Annotated in this window: 16 protein-coding genes; 11 read left to right on the top strand and 5 right to left on the bottom strand. The window is 42.0% G+C overall.

Annotated features, from left to right (window positions below; genetic code table 11):
• Positions 1–118: 118 nt before the first annotated feature.
• The 4 genes from tgt to IDJ75_RS13615 all read left to right on the top strand — a co-directional run bounded on the left by tgt (position 119) and on the right by IDJ75_RS13615 (position 4,441).
• The gene (gene tgt / locus IDJ75_RS13630; protein WP_191176191.1) at positions 119–1,249 is read left to right on the top strand and encodes a tRNA guanosine(34) transglycosylase Tgt; all 1,131 of its coding nucleotides are present in this window, start codon (positions 119–121) and stop codon (positions 1,247–1,249) included.
• Entirely contained in the window at positions 1,250–2,365 is a 1,116-nt protein-coding gene (locus IDJ75_RS13625) for an LptF/LptG family permease (RefSeq protein WP_191176190.1), read from the top strand.
• Entirely contained in the window at positions 2,365–3,321 is a 957-nt protein-coding gene (locus IDJ75_RS13620; protein WP_191176189.1) for a DMT family transporter, read from the top strand. Before IDJ75_RS13625 ends, IDJ75_RS13620 begins: the two co-directional genes overlap by 1 nt.
• Positions 3,322–4,156: 835 nt before the next feature.
• The gene (locus tag IDJ75_RS13615) at positions 4,157–4,441 is read left to right on the top strand and encodes a hypothetical protein (protein ID WP_191176188.1); all 285 of its coding nucleotides are present in this window, start codon (positions 4,157–4,159) and stop codon (positions 4,439–4,441) included.
• Positions 4,442–4,494: 53 nt separating this feature from the next.
• Here IDJ75_RS13615 and ispE read toward each other — a convergent pair whose 3' ends face one another.
• Positions 4,495–5,298, bottom strand: a complete 804-nt coding sequence (gene ispE / locus IDJ75_RS13610; RefSeq protein WP_191176187.1) for a 4-(cytidine 5'-diphospho)-2-C-methyl-D-erythritol kinase — start codon at positions 5,296–5,298, stop codon at positions 4,495–4,497.
• A gap of 195 nt (positions 5,299–5,493) precedes the next feature.
• Between ispE and IDJ75_RS13605 the strand changes: the two genes are divergently transcribed.
• The 6 genes from IDJ75_RS13605 (at position 5,494) to IDJ75_RS13580 (ending at position 12,986) form a co-directional block, all read left to right on the top strand.
• Positions 5,494–6,315 carry a thymidylate synthase gene (locus IDJ75_RS13605; RefSeq protein ID WP_191176186.1) on the top strand — a complete coding sequence of 274 codons (822 nt, stop codon included), beginning with the start codon at positions 5,494–5,496 and terminating at the stop codon, positions 6,313–6,315.
• A 170-nt stretch (positions 6,316–6,485) separates the two neighbouring features.
• Entirely contained in the window at positions 6,486–6,800 is a 315-nt protein-coding gene (locus tag IDJ75_RS13600; protein WP_224746602.1) for a four helix bundle protein, read from the top strand.
• Positions 6,801–7,099: 299 nt separating this feature from the next.
• Complete coding sequence (locus tag IDJ75_RS13595; protein ID WP_191176185.1) at positions 7,100–7,582, top strand: dihydrofolate reductase; 483 nt, start codon at positions 7,100–7,102, stop codon at positions 7,580–7,582.
• A gap of 115 nt (positions 7,583–7,697) precedes the next feature.
• Positions 7,698–10,712 (top strand): protein translocase subunit SecDF, encoded by a 3,015-nt coding sequence (gene secDF / locus IDJ75_RS13590; RefSeq protein WP_191176184.1) that lies wholly within the window; start codon positions 7,698–7,700, stop codon positions 10,710–10,712.
• 98 nt (positions 10,713–10,810) lie between these two features.
• Positions 10,811–12,124, top strand: coding sequence for an NAD(P)/FAD-dependent oxidoreductase (locus IDJ75_RS13585; RefSeq protein ID WP_191176183.1), 1,314 nt, complete (start codon positions 10,811–10,813; stop codon positions 12,122–12,124).
• Positions 12,125–12,128: 4 nt separating this feature from the next.
• A complete protein-coding gene (locus IDJ75_RS13580) occupies positions 12,129–12,986 on the top strand; it encodes a hydroxymethylglutaryl-CoA lyase (RefSeq protein WP_191176182.1) in 858 nt (285 codons plus the stop codon).
• A gap of 212 nt (positions 12,987–13,198) precedes the next feature.
• On the opposite strand, the gene IDJ75_RS13575 is transcribed toward IDJ75_RS13580, so the two are convergent.
• The 3 genes from IDJ75_RS13575 to fbaA all read right to left on the bottom strand — a co-directional run bounded on the left by IDJ75_RS13575 (position 13,199) and on the right by fbaA (position 15,267).
• Positions 13,199–13,639, bottom strand: coding sequence for a GNAT family N-acetyltransferase (locus tag IDJ75_RS13575; RefSeq protein WP_191176181.1), 441 nt, complete (start codon positions 13,637–13,639; stop codon positions 13,199–13,201).
• On the bottom strand, positions 13,605–14,105 hold the full coding sequence (locus IDJ75_RS13570) for a low affinity iron permease family protein (RefSeq protein ID WP_191176180.1): 501 nt from the start codon (positions 14,103–14,105) through the stop codon (positions 13,605–13,607). Before IDJ75_RS13570 ends, IDJ75_RS13575 begins: the two co-directional genes overlap by 35 nt.
• 82 nt (positions 14,106–14,187) lie before the next feature.
• Complete coding sequence (gene fbaA, locus IDJ75_RS13565; RefSeq protein ID WP_191176179.1) at positions 14,188–15,267, bottom strand: class II fructose-bisphosphate aldolase; 1,080 nt, start codon at positions 15,265–15,267, stop codon at positions 14,188–14,190.
• Positions 15,268–15,521: 254 nt separating this feature from the next.
• Here fbaA and accD point away from each other — a divergent pair, with 254 nt between their 5' ends.
• Complete coding sequence (gene accD / locus IDJ75_RS13560) at positions 15,522–16,403, top strand: acetyl-CoA carboxylase, carboxyltransferase subunit beta (RefSeq protein ID WP_191176756.1); 882 nt, start codon at positions 15,522–15,524, stop codon at positions 16,401–16,403.
• 85 nt (positions 16,404–16,488) lie between these two features.
• Here accD and IDJ75_RS13555 read toward each other — a convergent pair whose 3' ends face one another.
• On the bottom strand, positions 16,489–16,779 hold the full coding sequence (locus IDJ75_RS13555; RefSeq protein WP_191176178.1) for a hypothetical protein: 291 nt from the start codon (positions 16,777–16,779) through the stop codon (positions 16,489–16,491).
• Positions 16,780–17,110: the final 331 nt, after the last annotated feature.

Raw genomic sequence — 17,110 nt, 5'->3', positions numbered from 1 at the left:
TTTCTCTTCACCCTCTTTGCGAAGCAGAGAGGGTCGACAAGCATAGCGGAGTCGGGGTGAGTTAACTAACAAAGCAACAAGCTAAACCCGCAAACTTTTGTTAATTTTGCACGGATAAATGAAATTTAATTTAACAGCACAGGATCCCCTTTCTAAAGCCCGCGCGGGCGAGGTAACTACAGACCACGGGGTTATACAAACGCCTATTTTTATGCCTGTTGGCACAGCCGGCACGGTAAAAGCAGTACACCAGCGCGAGCTGAAGGATGATATTAAGGCGCAGATCATATTAGGCAATACCTACCACTTATACTTAAGGCCAGGGTTAAACACCATTGAACAGGCCGGCGGTTTGCACAAATTTAACGGGTGGGAAGGTCCTATTTTAACAGATAGCGGCGGTTACCAGGTGTATTCGCTTACCGAAGTGCGTAAAATAAAGGAGGAAGGTGTAACCTTTCGCTCGCATGTGGATGGGTCTAAACACCTGTTTACGCCCGAGAATGTGATGGATATTCAGCGCATTATTGGTGCAGATATCATCATGGCTTTTGATGAATGTACCCCCTACCCATGCGAATATAACTACGCCAAACGCTCTATTGAGATGACGCACCGCTGGCTTAAACGCTGCTGCGACCGCTTTGATACTACCGAACCCAAGTACGGTTATAGCCAAACCCTGTTCCCTATTGTACAGGGGTCGGTTTATAAAGATCTGCGGGTACGTTCGGCCGAGGTAATAGCCTCTTTTGAGCGTGAGGGCAATGCTATTGGCGGCCTGAGCGTAGGTGAACCTGCCGAAGAAATGTACGCCATGACGGAGGTAGTTTGTAATATACTGCCCGAACATAAACCGCGTTACTTAATGGGCGTAGGCACACCTGTTAACCTTTTAGAAAACATTGCTTTAGGTATTGATATGTTTGATTGTGTAATGCCTACCCGCAACGCGCGCAATGGTATGCTGTTTACAAAAAATGGCATCATCAACATCAAAAACGAAAAGTGGAAGAACGATTTTTCGCCAATTGAAGCCGATAGCGACCTGTTTGCCGATACCGTATATACTAAAGCTTACCTGCGCCACCTTATACATAGCGGCGAAATGCTGGGCGCGCAGATAGCAACCTTGCATAACCTGCACTTTTACATATGGTTAGTTCAGGAAGCACGCAATAAAATCATCACCGGCGAGTTTTACGACTGGAAGAAAATGATGGTGAACCGTTTAGGCCAAAGATTATAAATGAAGCGTTTTTTAGACAGATATTTAACCGTTATAGATTCATATATCATACGGAAATACCTGGGCACATTCGTGTTCACACTGGGTATTTTTATGGTGATATCTGTAGTGTTTGATATATCTGAACACCTGGATAATTTTTTGGGCGATAACACCTCTGTACATGATGTTATTTTCGTTTACTACGTAGGTTTTATACCGTTTTATTTGATGCTGCTTTCGCCATTAATTAACTTTTTGGCGGTAATTTATTTTACAGCGAAGATGGCCAACCAAACCGAGATTGTGCCAATATTAACAAGTAAGGCCAGTTTCTACCGTTTTTTACGGCCGTATGCCCTATCGGCAGGGTTAATATTTGTAGTATCGTTATTTGCAAATGTTTACCTTTTACCCTTTACCAACAAGCTAAAAGTAAGCTTTGAAAGCGCCCATTTCTTTAAAAATGACGATCCGTCCAAGAGTGAAGTTCACATCCAATTGGATAAACGGACCTTTGTTTACCTGCAAACTTACGACCCTCAAATTAAAACTGGATACAATTTTACGCTCGAAAAATTTGATGGAGATGAGCTAAAAGAGAAGCTTACTGCTACCAGTATTAAGTTTGATTCGGTTAGGAATCATTGGATAATTAACATGGCAACCATACGCTATGTTAACGGTTTAAAGGAGGTTTTAAAAGAGAATGTACCCACTATTGACACCGTTTTAGATATGCGCCCCATTGACTTTGAAGCCCACGATAACATGGTGAGCAACATCTACGGAACCATGTCATTATCGGTTTTAAACAAGGGTATCGAGAAAGAAAAAACCCGCAGTACGGGTGTTGTTGTTGATATGCAATTCGAAAAATATCGCCGTTTTGTAGAGCCTTTATCGGCCTTTGTGCTCACCTGTATTGGTGTTTCAATCTCCTCGCGCAAGGTACGTGGAGGCGTTGGTTTACCCTTGGGTATTGGTATTTTTATCTGTTTTACCTACATCGTGGTAAACAAATTCGCGCTGGTTTTTGCCATAAAAGGCGGCTTCCCACCCCTTATTGCGGTACTCATGCCCAACATAATTTTCGGGATATTGGGGTATATCCTCATAGCAAAAGCGCCAAAATAATGACCGGTACAGGCTCACCAAACCAGCAAAAAACGGCCCTTTCAGGGTCGAAAAAGGGCGTTTCAAATACCAATTTGGGCGTTAATAAGAACCTTTTAATCCTCCATTTTACCGTTTTTATCTGGGGGTTCACCGGAATTTTAGGTCAATTGATATCTATTTCGGCGGTAAATTTGGTTTGGTACAGGGTGCTAATTGCCAGCGTTTCGTTGTTTTTATACTTTAAATTTAACCAAACTGCATTCAAAATTAGCCGAAAAACCCTGGTAAAATTGCTGCTCACAGGGGCCTTAGTAGGCGGGCATTGGATACTTTTTTTCGCTTCTATCAAGCTTTCTACCGTGCCTGTAACGCTGGTTTGCCTCTCATCCATCACACTTTTTACCGCCATTTTTGAGCCTTTAATTAACAAAAAACGCATCTCAAAAATGGAGATCATTGCCGGGATTTTAATCATTTCAGGCATTGTTTTAATTTTTAAATTCGAAACACAATACACTAAGGGTATAATAGCAGGCCTTGCAAGCGCCGTACTGGCAAGTCTTTTTTCCATCATAAACGGCCGTCAGATAAAGCATCACGAGGCTCCTGTTATCGCTTTTTATGAGCTATCAGGCGCCCTGCTATGGATTACTATTTACCTTTTTGCTACCGTTGGCACCGCCGGTTTCCTTATCCCAAAAGCGGCAGATCTGGGCTATCTTTTCCTGCTCGGCACAGTCTGTACATCGCTCGCATACGTTGCCGGGGTATCTGTAATGCGCGAACTTTCGGCCTTCCGTGTAGCCCTTATCACCAACCTCGAGCCGGTGTACGGTATCATTATGGCCTTCCTTTTTTTTGGCGATATGAATAAAATGTCGGTAGGTTTTTGGGTTGGTTCTGTGATTATACTCTCTACCATCTTCCTGTTTCCTGTTGCTCAAAAGCAGGTGGCTAAACGCCGTAACAGGTAAATTAAGCTCTCCATCTTTCTGATAATCTCTGTCAAATGTCGCCCTTTTCCCGGGGGTAGGGGCAAAGCACACCTCCAATTCTCAAGGCATTTTAAGGCTGTTTAAGCCATTATAATTTTCAGGGTGGTTATGTCACGTAAAAACATTTACGATCGAAACCGGGGCAAATTAAAAAATCAATTAGTGTATTGAGTGCTAAATATGACTAAAGTTATAAACATGCCATATATTTAGCTTTAATTTCAATTTTAAAAGTAAAATTACCAATTATAATTAATTTATAATAATTTGATAATCAGATATTTATAAGTTTTAATAAATGTAATTATATAAATAAATAACACTTTCAAAAATCCAAAATACTAATTAAATTAGTATTTGATTTTATAGTTAGTAAAAAAAGCATTTATTTATTTATAAATGAGGTATTTATTACAGATTAAATAAGGTAATAATTTACCAATCAAAACTGAGGTAAGATTTTAGTTAAAGTGTACTGAACTTATAAAGTTATATTTTAATAAAATTGGCAGGAGTAGCAAACACGTATACAGAATTTGATTTTCGCATGAAAAAAAGCGCTAAAAATTCACGTTGCCCAAATCACACCTTGCCATCATGATGGCGAAAAGGCGGCCGAAAAATTTGTAATAGAAAAAATGTGAGTAGCAATTTTAATGATGAAACCTTCCGCATTTTTTTGGGGAGGAGATTGCCTTGAGAACCTTCGCCCCAACCTCACTTTCGATTTCAAAAAATCGTGGCCGGCAAAACACTCATTTTTAAAAAAGATTTAAAAACCGCATATTGTAGAAACAAACCAGGAGGAAATTTTATGAGTATCAAAAATATCGTCGCGCTTATTATTGTGGTGCTGCTTACTATCGTCATCATGCAAAATACCGACGAAGTAAAATTCACCATATTGTTCAGCACCGTTTACATGTCGAAGGTTGCTGTGTTAACAGCGGTGGCTGTAGCTGCGTTTATTTTGGGCGTGCTGGTTGGCCGGCCAAAAAATAAAAAGTACAACATCAGCGAGCACTATGACGACCTGCACCAGGGAGAAGATAAAAATACACTAAGTGACGAAGACCGGGATTACATCAGTAGAGATTAGATGCCTTTAGATATGAGAATTGAGATGTGAGGCAACCTCACATCTTCTACTTTTTAAACGTTATAAAAAACCTGGTTAAACTCTTCCAGGCCACCAAGGTTTGGTGTGTTCTCAAATATGCCAAAAACCGATGCTCCACTCCCGCTCATACTTGCATATATGGCCCCATGCTCGTACAGCTCTGCTTTTACGCCACGTATAACGGGATGATCGCGGAAAATGTGCCCCTCAAAATCGTTCTTAATCTGCCCTCTCCATGCCGTTAAGGGCGTTTTTATCTGGTCGTATAATGATTCACGAACCGGGGCCGGTTTTACGCCTCTGTACGCTTCTGCGGTGGACACATGCTCATCTGGCATTACCAATACAATTTTATAGGCTGAGAGGTCAAGTTTGATATCTTCAAACTCATCTCCCTTTTCAAACGCGAACACCGGTCTGTTACGGATAAAGAAAGCGCAATCGGCACCAAGCTGCCTGGCGTAGTCTTCCATCTGGTCGGCCGACAAGCCAAGCTCAAAATTCGCATTCATCAGCTTGATGAAGAACGCCGCGTTTGAAGAGCCTCCGCCAAGCCCCGCACCTATCGGGATATTTTTGTGCAGATGGATTTTTACCGGCGGTACATCGTGATCTTTTTTGAGCAAATGGTACCCCCTGATGCAAAGGTTATCCTCAAGCCTGCCGGGGATCTCCAACCCCGATGATTCGAAGCTCAGTTTGTCTGCCTCGATCACCTCCAGTACGTCGTTAATTTTAATTGGATAAAACACGGTTTCCAGGTCGTGGTAACCATCAGGGCGGCGGGCAATAATATTAAGGCCTATATTTATCTTGGCATTCGAAAATTGTATCATCTGGAAATTGATTAACACCCGATGTATTTTTGCACATCAGTAGGATACCAAAAATAGATTATTTTTATTTGTAACGGAATGGCTCCGCCGTCATTGAGTAATTAGGTCATTGAGTCATTACGCTAGATGGTGAACGATTAAAGCAATGACTCAATGACAGCGAAGCGAATGACCCAATGACTAAAAACTAACAAAATGAAACAGTACCTCGACCTGATGCAGCATGTGATGGAGAACGGAGCGCAAAAGCATGACCGCACCGGTACAGGCACCTTAAGTGTATTTGGCTACCAGATGCGCTTTAACCTGCAAGACGGCTTCCCGATGGTGACCACCAAGAAGCTACACCTGAAATCAATCATCCACGAGCTGATCTGGTTTTTAACCGGCGACACCAACATAAAATATTTAAAAGATAACGGCGTACGCATTTGGGATGAGTGGGCGGATGAGAACGGCAACCTTGGCCCGGTATATGGTTACCAGTGGCGCAGCTGGCCAAAACCCGATGGCGGCCACATTGACCAGATAAGCCAGGTGGTAAACCAACTGAAGAACAACCCCGACTCGCGTCGCATTATGGTATCGGCCTGGAACGTTGCCGATGTTAACCAGATGGCCCTGCCACCCTGCCATAGCCTGTTCCAGTTTTATGTGCAGCCGGCCGATGCTTCGAAGGGCGAAACACGCGGCAAACTATCCTGCCAACTTTACCAGCGCAGTGCCGATATATTTTTAGGGGTGCCTTTCAACATTGCATCATATGCCCTGCTCACCATGATGATGGCTCAGGTATGCGATCTGGATTACGGCGACTTTATCCACACCTTTGGCGATGCCCACATTTACAACAACCATCTGGAGCAAGCCCGCCTGCAATTGAGCCGCGAACCAAGGCCACTACCAACCATGAAGATCAATCCGGATGTGAAAAACATTTTCGATTTTAAGTACGAAGATTTTACGCTGGAGAACTATGACCCGCATCCGCACATTAAAGGCGTAGTTGCGGTTTAGTCATTGGGTCATTGGGTCATTGGGTCATTGGGTCATTGGGTCATTAAACGAATTTGAAATTTCTTAAAGAGTTTGTTTCTTTATTACTTATCAATTTTAATAATGAGTAATACAATAGAAGATTTAGAAATTTACACTTTAGCAGATGCTTTTTCGAATAAATATGGTTTTTGGTTTTAGAATGGGATTACTTTGCTAAAGATACTGTTGGCAAACAAATCGCACGATCAGCAGACTCTATCAGTGCTAACATTGCAGAAGGTTTTGGAAGATTTCATTATAAGGAAAATAAAAACTTCTGTTACTTTAGCGGAGGATCGTTAATTGAAACAAAGGGAGGGCTCAATAAGTGCAAATTGAGAAACCTGATTACTCAGGATAAATACAAAGAACTTTTAAAAGAATTAGAAACCATCCACCATAAATTAAATATTTACATTAAATATATCGGGAAGAAAATAGTTGAACAACCAAGCAATGATTAATAAAACTGGTACACTTTGTTATCTTAGGGTTTATAATAAACTGAAAAGGTGATGGATACTATTAAAATTTAAAAAAGCAATCACAAGAATACTTGATGAAACTCCGGAAGAACTTTTGCCTGATGTATTAGCGGAGCTCATAAAAACCAGAGAATCTGCTGCCCGTATTGAACGTGGTAAATGGGTAAAACAAATTATTAAAGAAGACTACGAATTACTAAAAAGACTTTCTGATTAAATGAGTTCAGTACATTGATTAAGATAATCAATCACGAATGACTCAATGGCCCAATGACTCAATGACAATCTCAATTATAGTAGCAATCGCCCAAAATTATGCCATCGGCAAAAACAACCAGTTACTTTGGCACATGCCGAATGATCTGAAACATTTTAAACAGATCACATCGGGCCGTACCATTATTATGGGCCGTAAAACGTATGAATCGGTTGGTAAACCGCTTCCAAACCGCCGTAATATTGTAGTTACCCGTCAGGATATCGAGATCCCGGGCTGCGAGGTTGTAAAATCAATAGACGAGGGGCTGAGCCTTTGCGCACATGACGATGAGGTATTTATTGGCGGCGGTGCCGAGATCTATCGCCAGGCAATGGATAAAACCGACCGCATCTACCTGACCATTATTCACAAGGATTTTGAGGCCGATACGTTTTTCCCCGAAATTGATTACCTGAAATGGAATGAGGAAAGCCGGGAGTATCACGAACCCGACGAAAAAAACCCGCTTCCATACTCATTTATTACATTAAACCGGCGCTAACAAAAACACAGATTATTTTGTTTCAATTAAAAATTTCATGCTTGTGAAATTTTATTAGATTTGCCGTCTTATTTAAAAAGCTTATAAACTAATTAATTACATATTTTAATTCGCGATGCAAGGTAAAGGGGTTATTAAATTTTTCGCCATTCTGCTGGCTGTGGTATGTTTATACCAGCTTTCATTTACGTGGGTGGCACACAAAGTTGAGAATGATGCCAAAGTGTATTCAAAAGGCGATTCTGAAAAGGAGAAGGCCTATCTCGATTCTGTTTCTACACTTCCGGTGTATCCGGTACTCAACCACACTTACCAGTATTGCCTTGATAGGGAACTTGCCCTGGGCCTTGACTTAAAGGGTGGTATGAACGTTACGATGCAAATTTCGTTACGTGAGCTGGTACAATCATTATCAAACAACAATGCTGATGTTGCATTTAACCAGGCGATGGCTAATGCACAAAAAAGAAGTGTAACCGAACAAAAGGATTACATTACACTTTTTGTTGATGAGTATGAGAAACTGGCCCCAAATGCCAAACTTGCTGCCATATTTGCCAATAGCAACAATCAGGACAAGTTAAAATACAATTCATCAAATGCCGATGTTGAGTCTTATCTGAAAGATCAGGCGTCTACAGCTGTACAACAATCATACACTGTACTGCATACCCGTATTGATCAGTTTGGTGTAACACAACCAAACATACAGCTACAAAAAAGCACCAACCGTATTTTAATTGAATTACCGGGTGTTAAAGAGCCAGAGCGTGTTCGTAAACTTTTACAAGGTTCTGCAAAGCTTGAATTTTATCAAACTTTTGATAATACAGAGGTTTACGGCTTACTAAACAACATTAACGGCTTATTAGCCGCAAAAAATAAAGCTGCTGCACCTAAAAAAGATACATCGATTAAAGCTGACGCCGCTAAACCGGCTGCAACAACTACCGCAGCTACTGCTTCAAAAGATACTTCGGCCGCCGCAAAACAAGCGAGTTCATTATTAAACAAGCTTAAAAATGCAAATCCAGCTGCAAAAGATTCTGCAGGCTTAAACAAAACACAAATAGCAGCTCAAAACCCGCTATTCGCTATTTTGTCGCCGGCCACCTACCAGGACCAAACAGGCCAGCCGCAATTAAATCCCGGCCCTATCGTTGGTTACGCTGCAGTTAAGGATACCGCAAAAGTTAACAACTACCTGCATAGTGCCGATATCAAATCGGTTGTACCGCAAAACTTAAAATTCCTTTGGGGTGTAAAACCTATCAAAAACACAAAGGTATTTGAATTATACGCCATTAAACTTGCTGGTGCCGAAAACGGCCCGGTACTTTCTGGCGATGTTATTAACGATGCCCGAAACGATGTAGACCAATTAAAAGGAGGCTACGAGGTTACCATGTACATGAACCAGCAGGGTGCCCAGAAATGGAAAAACATTACTGCTGAAGCATCTGCAGGTGGCAACAAAAAAGCTATAGCCATTGTACTTGATGATAACGTTTACTCTGCCCCTAACGTTCAAAACGAAATTTCTGGTGGTGTATCTTCAATATCAGGCGGTAACTTTACCCTTGAGGACACAAAAGATTTAGCCAACGTATTAAAAGCAGGCCGCTTACCGGCACCTGCCCGCATTATTGGCGAAGCTGTTGTTGGCCCGTCATTAGGCCAGGAAGCTATCAGCGCTGGTTTATTATCTTGCATATTAGGCTTAGTGGTTATCCTTATCTTCATGATTGCTTACTACAAACGTGCAGGTACTGTAGCTGTAATAGCAGTATTGATCAACGTATTCTTCCTGATGGGTGTGTTAGTGAGCATCCGTGCGGTACTAACCCTGCCGGGTATAGCTGGTATCATCCTGATATTAGGAGTTGCCGTAGATGCCAACGTATTGGTTTATGAGCGGGTACGTGAAGAGCTTGGCTTAGGTAAATCTATCCGCATTGCGGTTGCAGATGGTTTTAAACATGCTTTACCGTCTATCCTTGATGCCAACATCAGTACATTCTTAACAGGTGTTATCTTATTCTTGTTCGGTTCGGGTCCTATACAGGGTTTTGCAACAACCTTGATGATCGGTATCGTAACCACTTTGTTCTGCTCACTGTTAATATCAAGGTTGATCTTTGAATTTATGCTTGAAAAAGGCTGGGATATCACTTTCTCTCGCCCATGGAGCTCGCACACTTTCAAAAATGCTAATTATGGCTTTGTTAAAAACCGCTTTAAATTTTATGCCTTCTCTGGTATATTCATTATAGCTGGTTTAATATCAATGGTAACCCGCGGTTTCAACTACGGTGTTGACTTTGGTGGTGGCCACACTTACATTGTTAAATTTACAAAGCCGGTTACTACCGAGCAGATACATGATGCTATTGATGCAACGCTTGGCCGTGGTACCGAGGTTAAAACCTATGGTACTGATAACAAAATGAGCATCAATACCAACTACCTGATCAACGACAATGCACCTGATGCAGATGCGAGGGTACAGGAAGCTTTAATAAAAGCACTGGCCACTAACCCGGCTACTAAAATTGAAGCAAAACAGATAGAGGCTCACCAAAAAGTTGAGGCTACCATTGCAAACGAGGTTAAGGCTTCTGCAAAATGGACTATCATCCTTGCTATTATTGTGATCTCTGCTTACATATTGATCAGGTTCCGCAAATGGCAATTCAGCCTTGGTGCGATGGTTGCTACTGCGCACGATTCGTTGCTGGTACTTTCGTTCTTCTCGTTGTTTAAAGATATCCTTCCGTTCTCTTTAGATATCGACCAGGCATTTATCGCCGCGTTGCTTACCGTTATTGGTTACTCTATTAACGATACTGTAGTAGTGTTTGACCGTATCCGCGAGTTCCTTGAACTGCACCATGCTAAAACTGATGACCCTAAAGAGGTTATTAACCACGCAATTAACAATACGCTAAGCCGCACCATTATTACTGCATTTACTGTGGTATTGATATTGGTAATATTATTCATCTTTGGTGGTGATGTTATTCGCGGTTTCTCATTCGCATTGTTAATAGGTGTTATTTTTGGTACTTATTCGTCGATATGCGTAGCCACACCGGTTATCATCGACTTTGGAAAGAAAGATCTGAGATAAACATATCTTTCACATATTTTAAAGGCTCCAAAGAACATTTGGAGCCTTTTTTGTTTTACAACTATCACGTTTAGGTTTAAACAATAAACAAATTGCTTATGAACGCCACTGATCAATCGAAATTCCCAACAGTAGTTATTATAGGCGGCGGCTTTGGCGGCCTGCAAGTGGCTAAGCAACTTGCCGATAAACCGGTTGAAGTTGTACTCATTGATAAACACAACTACCACACCTTTCAGCCCCTGCTTTACCAGGTGGCAACCGGTAGTTTAGAGGCAGAGTCGATAGCTTTCTCGTTGCGTAAAAATTTTGACGGGCAAAAAAACCTTCGGTTCAGGCATGCCGAGGTTAGCCGGATAGATACAGACCGGAATAGCGTGATTACCAGTATAGGCGAAATACCTTACGATTACCTGGTAATAGCAACCGGGTCGACAACCAATTTTTTTGGCAATAAAGAGATTGAGCATTACGCCATGCCCATGAAATCTATCCCGGAGGCATTGAACCTACGCTACATGGTGCTACAGAACCTGGAAGAGGCCATTTTAAAGCCCTCTAAGGAAGAACGCGCACCCTACCTGGCGTTTGTACTGGTAGGCGCCGGCCCAACCGGTGTAGAGCTTGCTGGTGCCTTAGCCGAATTGCGAAACCACGTGCTGAATAAAGACTATCCGGAATTGTCGAAAGACGAGATGAAGGTTTACCTGGTAGACTTTTTACCAAAGGTGTTAGGCCCTTTCTCTGACGAGGGTTCAAAAGCTGCCGAAGATTTTCTGCATAAAATGGGCGTTGAGGTATTGCTGAATGTTAAAGTAGAAAGCTACGATGGTAACGAGATAAAGTTTGAAGGCGGTAAAAGCATCTTAACCAAAAACGTAATCTGGTCGGCCGGTGTGATGGGGGTTGTGCCCGATGGCGTATCGAAAGACGCCATTGAGCGGGGTAACCGCATTAAAACAGATACCATTTGCCGCGTGGTGGGTAGCAATAACATATTTGCCATTGGTGATGTGGCCGCCATGATAACCGACGAAACCCCTAAAGGCCACCCCGGTGTAGCGCAGGTTGCCATACAAATGGGCGAAACCACGGGTAAAAACATCTATAAATTGATAAAAGGCGAACCAACGGCTCCCTTTAAATATAACGATAAGGGATCTTTGGCAACAATAGGCCGTAACAAAGCCATTGCTGATTTGGGCAAACTAAAGTTCCAGGGATTTTTTGCATGGCTTATATGGATGTTTGTACACCTGATATCGCTTATGGGTGGCCGTAACCGCGTTATTGTATTTATTAACTGGGTGGCCAGCTATGTTACGTATAATGGCGGCAGCAGGCTTATAATTCGTAACTTTAAGCGCGAAGAGCTTGTGGAAAAAGACGCGCAGGTTTCTAAACCAGACTAACCAAATGGCCGAACATATCAGAATAACCGAATGCCCGCGCGATGCTATGCAGGGCCTGCATGATTTTGTACCTACGGATGTAAAAGCAGCATACATCAACCTGCTTTTACAGGTGGGTTTTGATACTATTGATTTTGGCAGCTTTGTATCGCCGAAGGCCATCCCGCAAATGCGCGATACTGCCGAAGTTCTAAGCAAACTCGACTTAAGCAACACCCGATCAAAATTACTGGCCATTATAGCCAATTACAGAGGCGCTGAGGATGCCGTTAGCCATGCTGAGATCACTTACCTTGGTTACCCATTTTCTATCTCAGAGACCTTCCAGCTGCGTAATACCAATACTACAATTGAGCAGGCATTTGATAATGTAAAGCGTATAAATGAGTTGTGTGTTACTAATGACAAGGAATTGCTTATTTACCTAAGCATGGGATTTGGCAACCCTTATGGCGATGAGTGGAACAACGAAATAGTACAACACTGGGCGCAAAAAATGATAGATGAAGGGATTGGGCATATCGCCCTGTCAGACACCGTTGGCGTTGCAACGCCCGAACAGATCATCAGCCTGTACCCTGCCCTAACCAGCCTATCAGAAATAACAGAATTTGGTTTGCACCTGCATTCCACACCCGATACCTGGATGGAAAAAATTGCGGCAGCACATGAAAGCGGCTGTAAAAAGTTTGACGTAGCCTTAAAAGGCTATGGGGGCTGCCCGATGGCCGCAGATGACCTTACAGGCAACATCGCTACCGAAAACCTGATAGCATATCTATTACATCAAAACATCGACCTGGGGCTTAATTTGGATAAACTAAGCGAAGCAATGGATTACTCAGGAAAAGTGTTTGGGTAAGATCTATTTCCCACGCGTCATTGCGGGGAGCGATAGCGACGTGGCAATCTTCGATAGAAAAGTTAGCCACACTGCCGCGATTAGCGCAGCGTATCTCGTGGTGTAGCATTTTACAAGCTTTGAGCTTGTGTCAGCTGAAAGCTGACCTTGTGCAGACCACGAGCTGAAAGCTCGCGGTAGCTATGAGTAGGAAACAGTCTTTATTCCAGATTCTAACTCTTGAATCTATCTCCCAAAACCATTTTATAATGCATCATCCCGGCTTCTTCAAACTCAGGACCTGATTTTTCGAAACCAAACCTTTCGTACAAGCTTACAGCCGGAGTTTGTGAGTTAAGATAAACGTAACCGGCATCAGCAGGCAGATCGGCTAATACGGCTTTTACAAGTGCCTGCCCTACTCCATGGCCGCGAAATTTTGAAAGTACAGCAAAACGTTCCAGTTTATAACCGTCGTTGGTTTTGCGCCAGCGCGATGCACCGGCAGGTTCACCGTCAACGGTAACTAAAAAATGGTGCGCTTCTTCTTCATTTGCCCGTTCAAGGTCTGCAGGGCAATTTTGCCCTATAACAAAAACCTCGTGCCTTATGGCAAACACTTTCTCCAGGTCGGCAGGGTTACTTACTTGCTTTACTTCTATTTTTGACGGCATTTTGATAATGCGATTTTGATTTATAGCCCGATTGTTTGGTTTCATGATTATCATCAGCAGCATCTATCGAGTGTGTGCAGGTCAGATCATCTTCCTTTTCGGCCAGTTCAGACAAACGTACGTAGAATTTATGCAGCTGGTCAAGTTCCTTCTCGGTTAAATTTTCAATATCAACCATACGGTTACTGGCCCCCTGGTGCGATGCGAGTATTTCATTAAGTTTTAAGTGTATGGCCTTTGAATCTTTATTCTGCGATTTTTGGATCAGGAACACCATTAAAAAAGTAACAATGGTGGTACCTGTATTGATGATTAGCTGCCAGGTATCAGAATACTTAAACACAGGCCCTGTAACCAGCCATACCACGATAGTGGACATGGCAATAATAAAAGCTGCCGAGCTACCGGTTGCAGCTGTTGCCCAGTTCGCAAAATTTTCAAATAAGTTTTTTTTCTTTTTTGCCATGGTTGGTAATTTACATAACAACCTAAAAAAACCGCCAATGTTTATCACAATGGCGGTTTTTTATTCCTGATAGTTTTATTAACTATAGTTTGCTGTTTACGTCGATACAGTTCAGATCGCCAAAAGCTTCGGTTAGCCTTTTAACAAAGCTTTCTTCTGCTTTACGCAACCAAACGCGTGGGTCGTAATATTTTTTGTTCGGAGAATCGTCGCCATCAGGGTTGCCAATCTGCGTTTGCAAATAGCCTTCTTTTGCCTGGTAGTAATCTCTTATACCTTCCCAAAATGCAAACTGCATATCGGTATCAATGTTCATTTTTATAGCACCGTAAGATATCGCTTCGCGAATTTCTTCCTGGCTTGAGCCCGAACCACCGTGAAATACAAAGTTGATAGGCTTTTCGGCAGTTAAGTTATGTTTCTGTTTTAAAAACTCTTGTGAGTTGTGCAGAATAACCGGCTGTAATTTAACATTACCCGGTTTGTACACACCATGTACGTTACCAAATGCAGCAGCAATGGTAAATCGGTGACTAACTTTTGAAAGTTCTTCGTATGCGTAAGCAACCTCTTCGGGCTGGGTATATAAACGTGAGCTATCAACATCAGAGTTATCAACGCCGTCTTCTTCGCCGCCGGTTACACCAAGCTCAATTTCAACGGTCATGCCCATTTTGGCCATGCGCTCCAGGTATTTAGCAGATATTTCGATATTTTCTTCGATAGGCTCTTCAGAAAGGTCAAGCATGTGTGATGAGAACAACGGCTTGCCTGTTTCAGCAAAAAATTTCTCGCCATGCTCTAACAAACCATCAATCCACGGTAATAATTTTTTTGCGGCGTGGTCGGTATGCAAAATTACTGCAACACCATAATGCTCGGCTAATAAATGCACGTGTTTAGCTGCCGATACACCACCTAAAATACAGGCCTGTAGTTTTGAGTTATCTAATGATTTACCCGCATAAAACTGCGCGCCGCCATTTGATAACTGGATAATAACAGGTGATTTAACAGCCGCAGCTGTTTCCATTACCGCGTTAATAGTGTTTGTGCCGATAACGTTAACGGCAGGTAAAGCAAACTGATGTTTTTTAGCTGCTTCAAATAGTTCCTGCACTTGGTCACCATGCAGAACACCTTTAATATTTTTTAAATCCATGAGCGTATGTTTGGGGCTCGAAGTTATAAAAATTATGGGTTTTACCTATATGATTGTGAAAGTTTTAGCCTGAAAAGCCCTTATAAAAGCTAATAATTGTTTATAAAAGTGAAATTAAAGGCAATCAATGGTGTTAATTTAACACTTAGTTATCGTTGTAATCACATTTAACAACATCAACTTCTGTTAACATTTACAAACTTGTTGTGATATTTTTTGTTTCTTTGCAGTACTTGAAAGACTTAGAAATAGACATGGCGTGGTTTAAGCGAGAAATTAAAGGGATAATTACGACTACTGAGGAAAAAAAGGAAGCCCCTGATGGCATCTGGAATAAATGCCCCAATTGTAAAAAACCCTTACACTACTCTGAACAGGTTGAAAACCAATACGTTTGCCACTACTGTGGTTACCATTTACGCATTGGATCTAAAGAATATTTTTCTGTTTTGTTTGATGATAACCAGTTCACCGAACTGTTTACCGCCCTGCATTCAGGCGATCCGTTAGAATTTACTGATACCAAAAAATATACCGACAGGTTAATGGAAACAAAAGCCAAAACGGGTTTAACTGATGCTATACGCGCTGCTCATGGTAAAATGAACGGGCAGGAGCTGGTTATTGCCTGTATGGATTTTAACTTTATTGGTGGTTCGATGGGTTCTGTTGTGGGCGAAAAGATAGCACGCTCTATCGATCATAGCATCGCTAACAGGATCCCTTTCCTGATGATCTCAAAATCGGGCGGTGCAAGGATGATGGAGGCTGCATTCTCGTTAATGCAGATGGCCAAAACATCGGCTAAGCTGGCACTATTGAGTCAGGCAAAAGTACCTTATATATCATTACTAACAGATCCTACCACCGGTGGTGTAACGGCATCATACGCTATGCTGGGCGATATCAATATTGCCGAGCCGGGTTCACTGATAGGTTTTGCAGGCCCAAGGGTTATTAAAGAAACTATTAAGAAAGATCTGCCCAAAGGTTTCCAAACCGCGGAGTTCGTACAGGAACATGGTTTCCTTGATTTTATAGTTGACCGCAGGGAGATGAAAGAAAAATTGGCATCATTCCTAAAAATGCTTGCCCCGGTTACTGCTAAAGAAGAAAAAGCTGAGCCACAGGCTTAAATAAAAAATATTCCATAACAAAGGCCATCCGTTAGTTTTACGAATGGCCTTTGTTATTTTGCTCCCATTTTAAGGGGCTGGACGCTTATATCCCCTCAGTACCTGGCTCATGCCCTACCATACGGCCGGTTGTGCGGCCCTGGTTACGGCTGGTAAAATCTGTTTTTGTTGCCGCACCTGTTGATGGAAACTCGTGTTTGCTTGGCGGCGTTACATCAGTTTGCTCGCTATATGATGTATCAGCACCTTGTTGCTGTTGCTCCTGCTCGCTTTGCTGATGGTATCCTGTGCCTTCATTATCTGACTGGCGTTCTTCAGGGTTTTCGTTTGGATTATGGTTCGGAGTGTACTCCGGGTTTCTTTCGTTGCTTTCCATGGTTTTTAGTTTTTAATTGTTAATTAATAAACAATCAAAAACGAGGCCACAAATTAACAAATTAGAAATTTATTGAAATAACATTCGTGGGTAGCTCCTACGGAGCAAAGCACAACCTGATTAATATGCTACAAAGCGGTTGTCCCTAAGGGACATTACTTTTTTATACATATCATTAATGAATATGCTTATAGAAATAATTATTGCAGTGTATTTGCCTCGTAGAGGCTACCCTTTGTAGCCTATTTGCAAAATCTTTATGCTCCCTTAAGAGCTAACCTTCTACAAAGCGGTTATACCTCGGGACATTATTTTATATATCATTAATGAT

The organism is Mucilaginibacter rigui (assembly GCF_014773275.1).
In the GTDB taxonomy this organism is placed as follows: Bacteria; Bacteroidota; Bacteroidia; order Sphingobacteriales; family Sphingobacteriaceae; genus Mucilaginibacter; species Mucilaginibacter rigui_A.
Note: the sequence above shows the minus strand (reverse complement) of the source record. Positions and strands in the feature narration are given on the sequence as shown.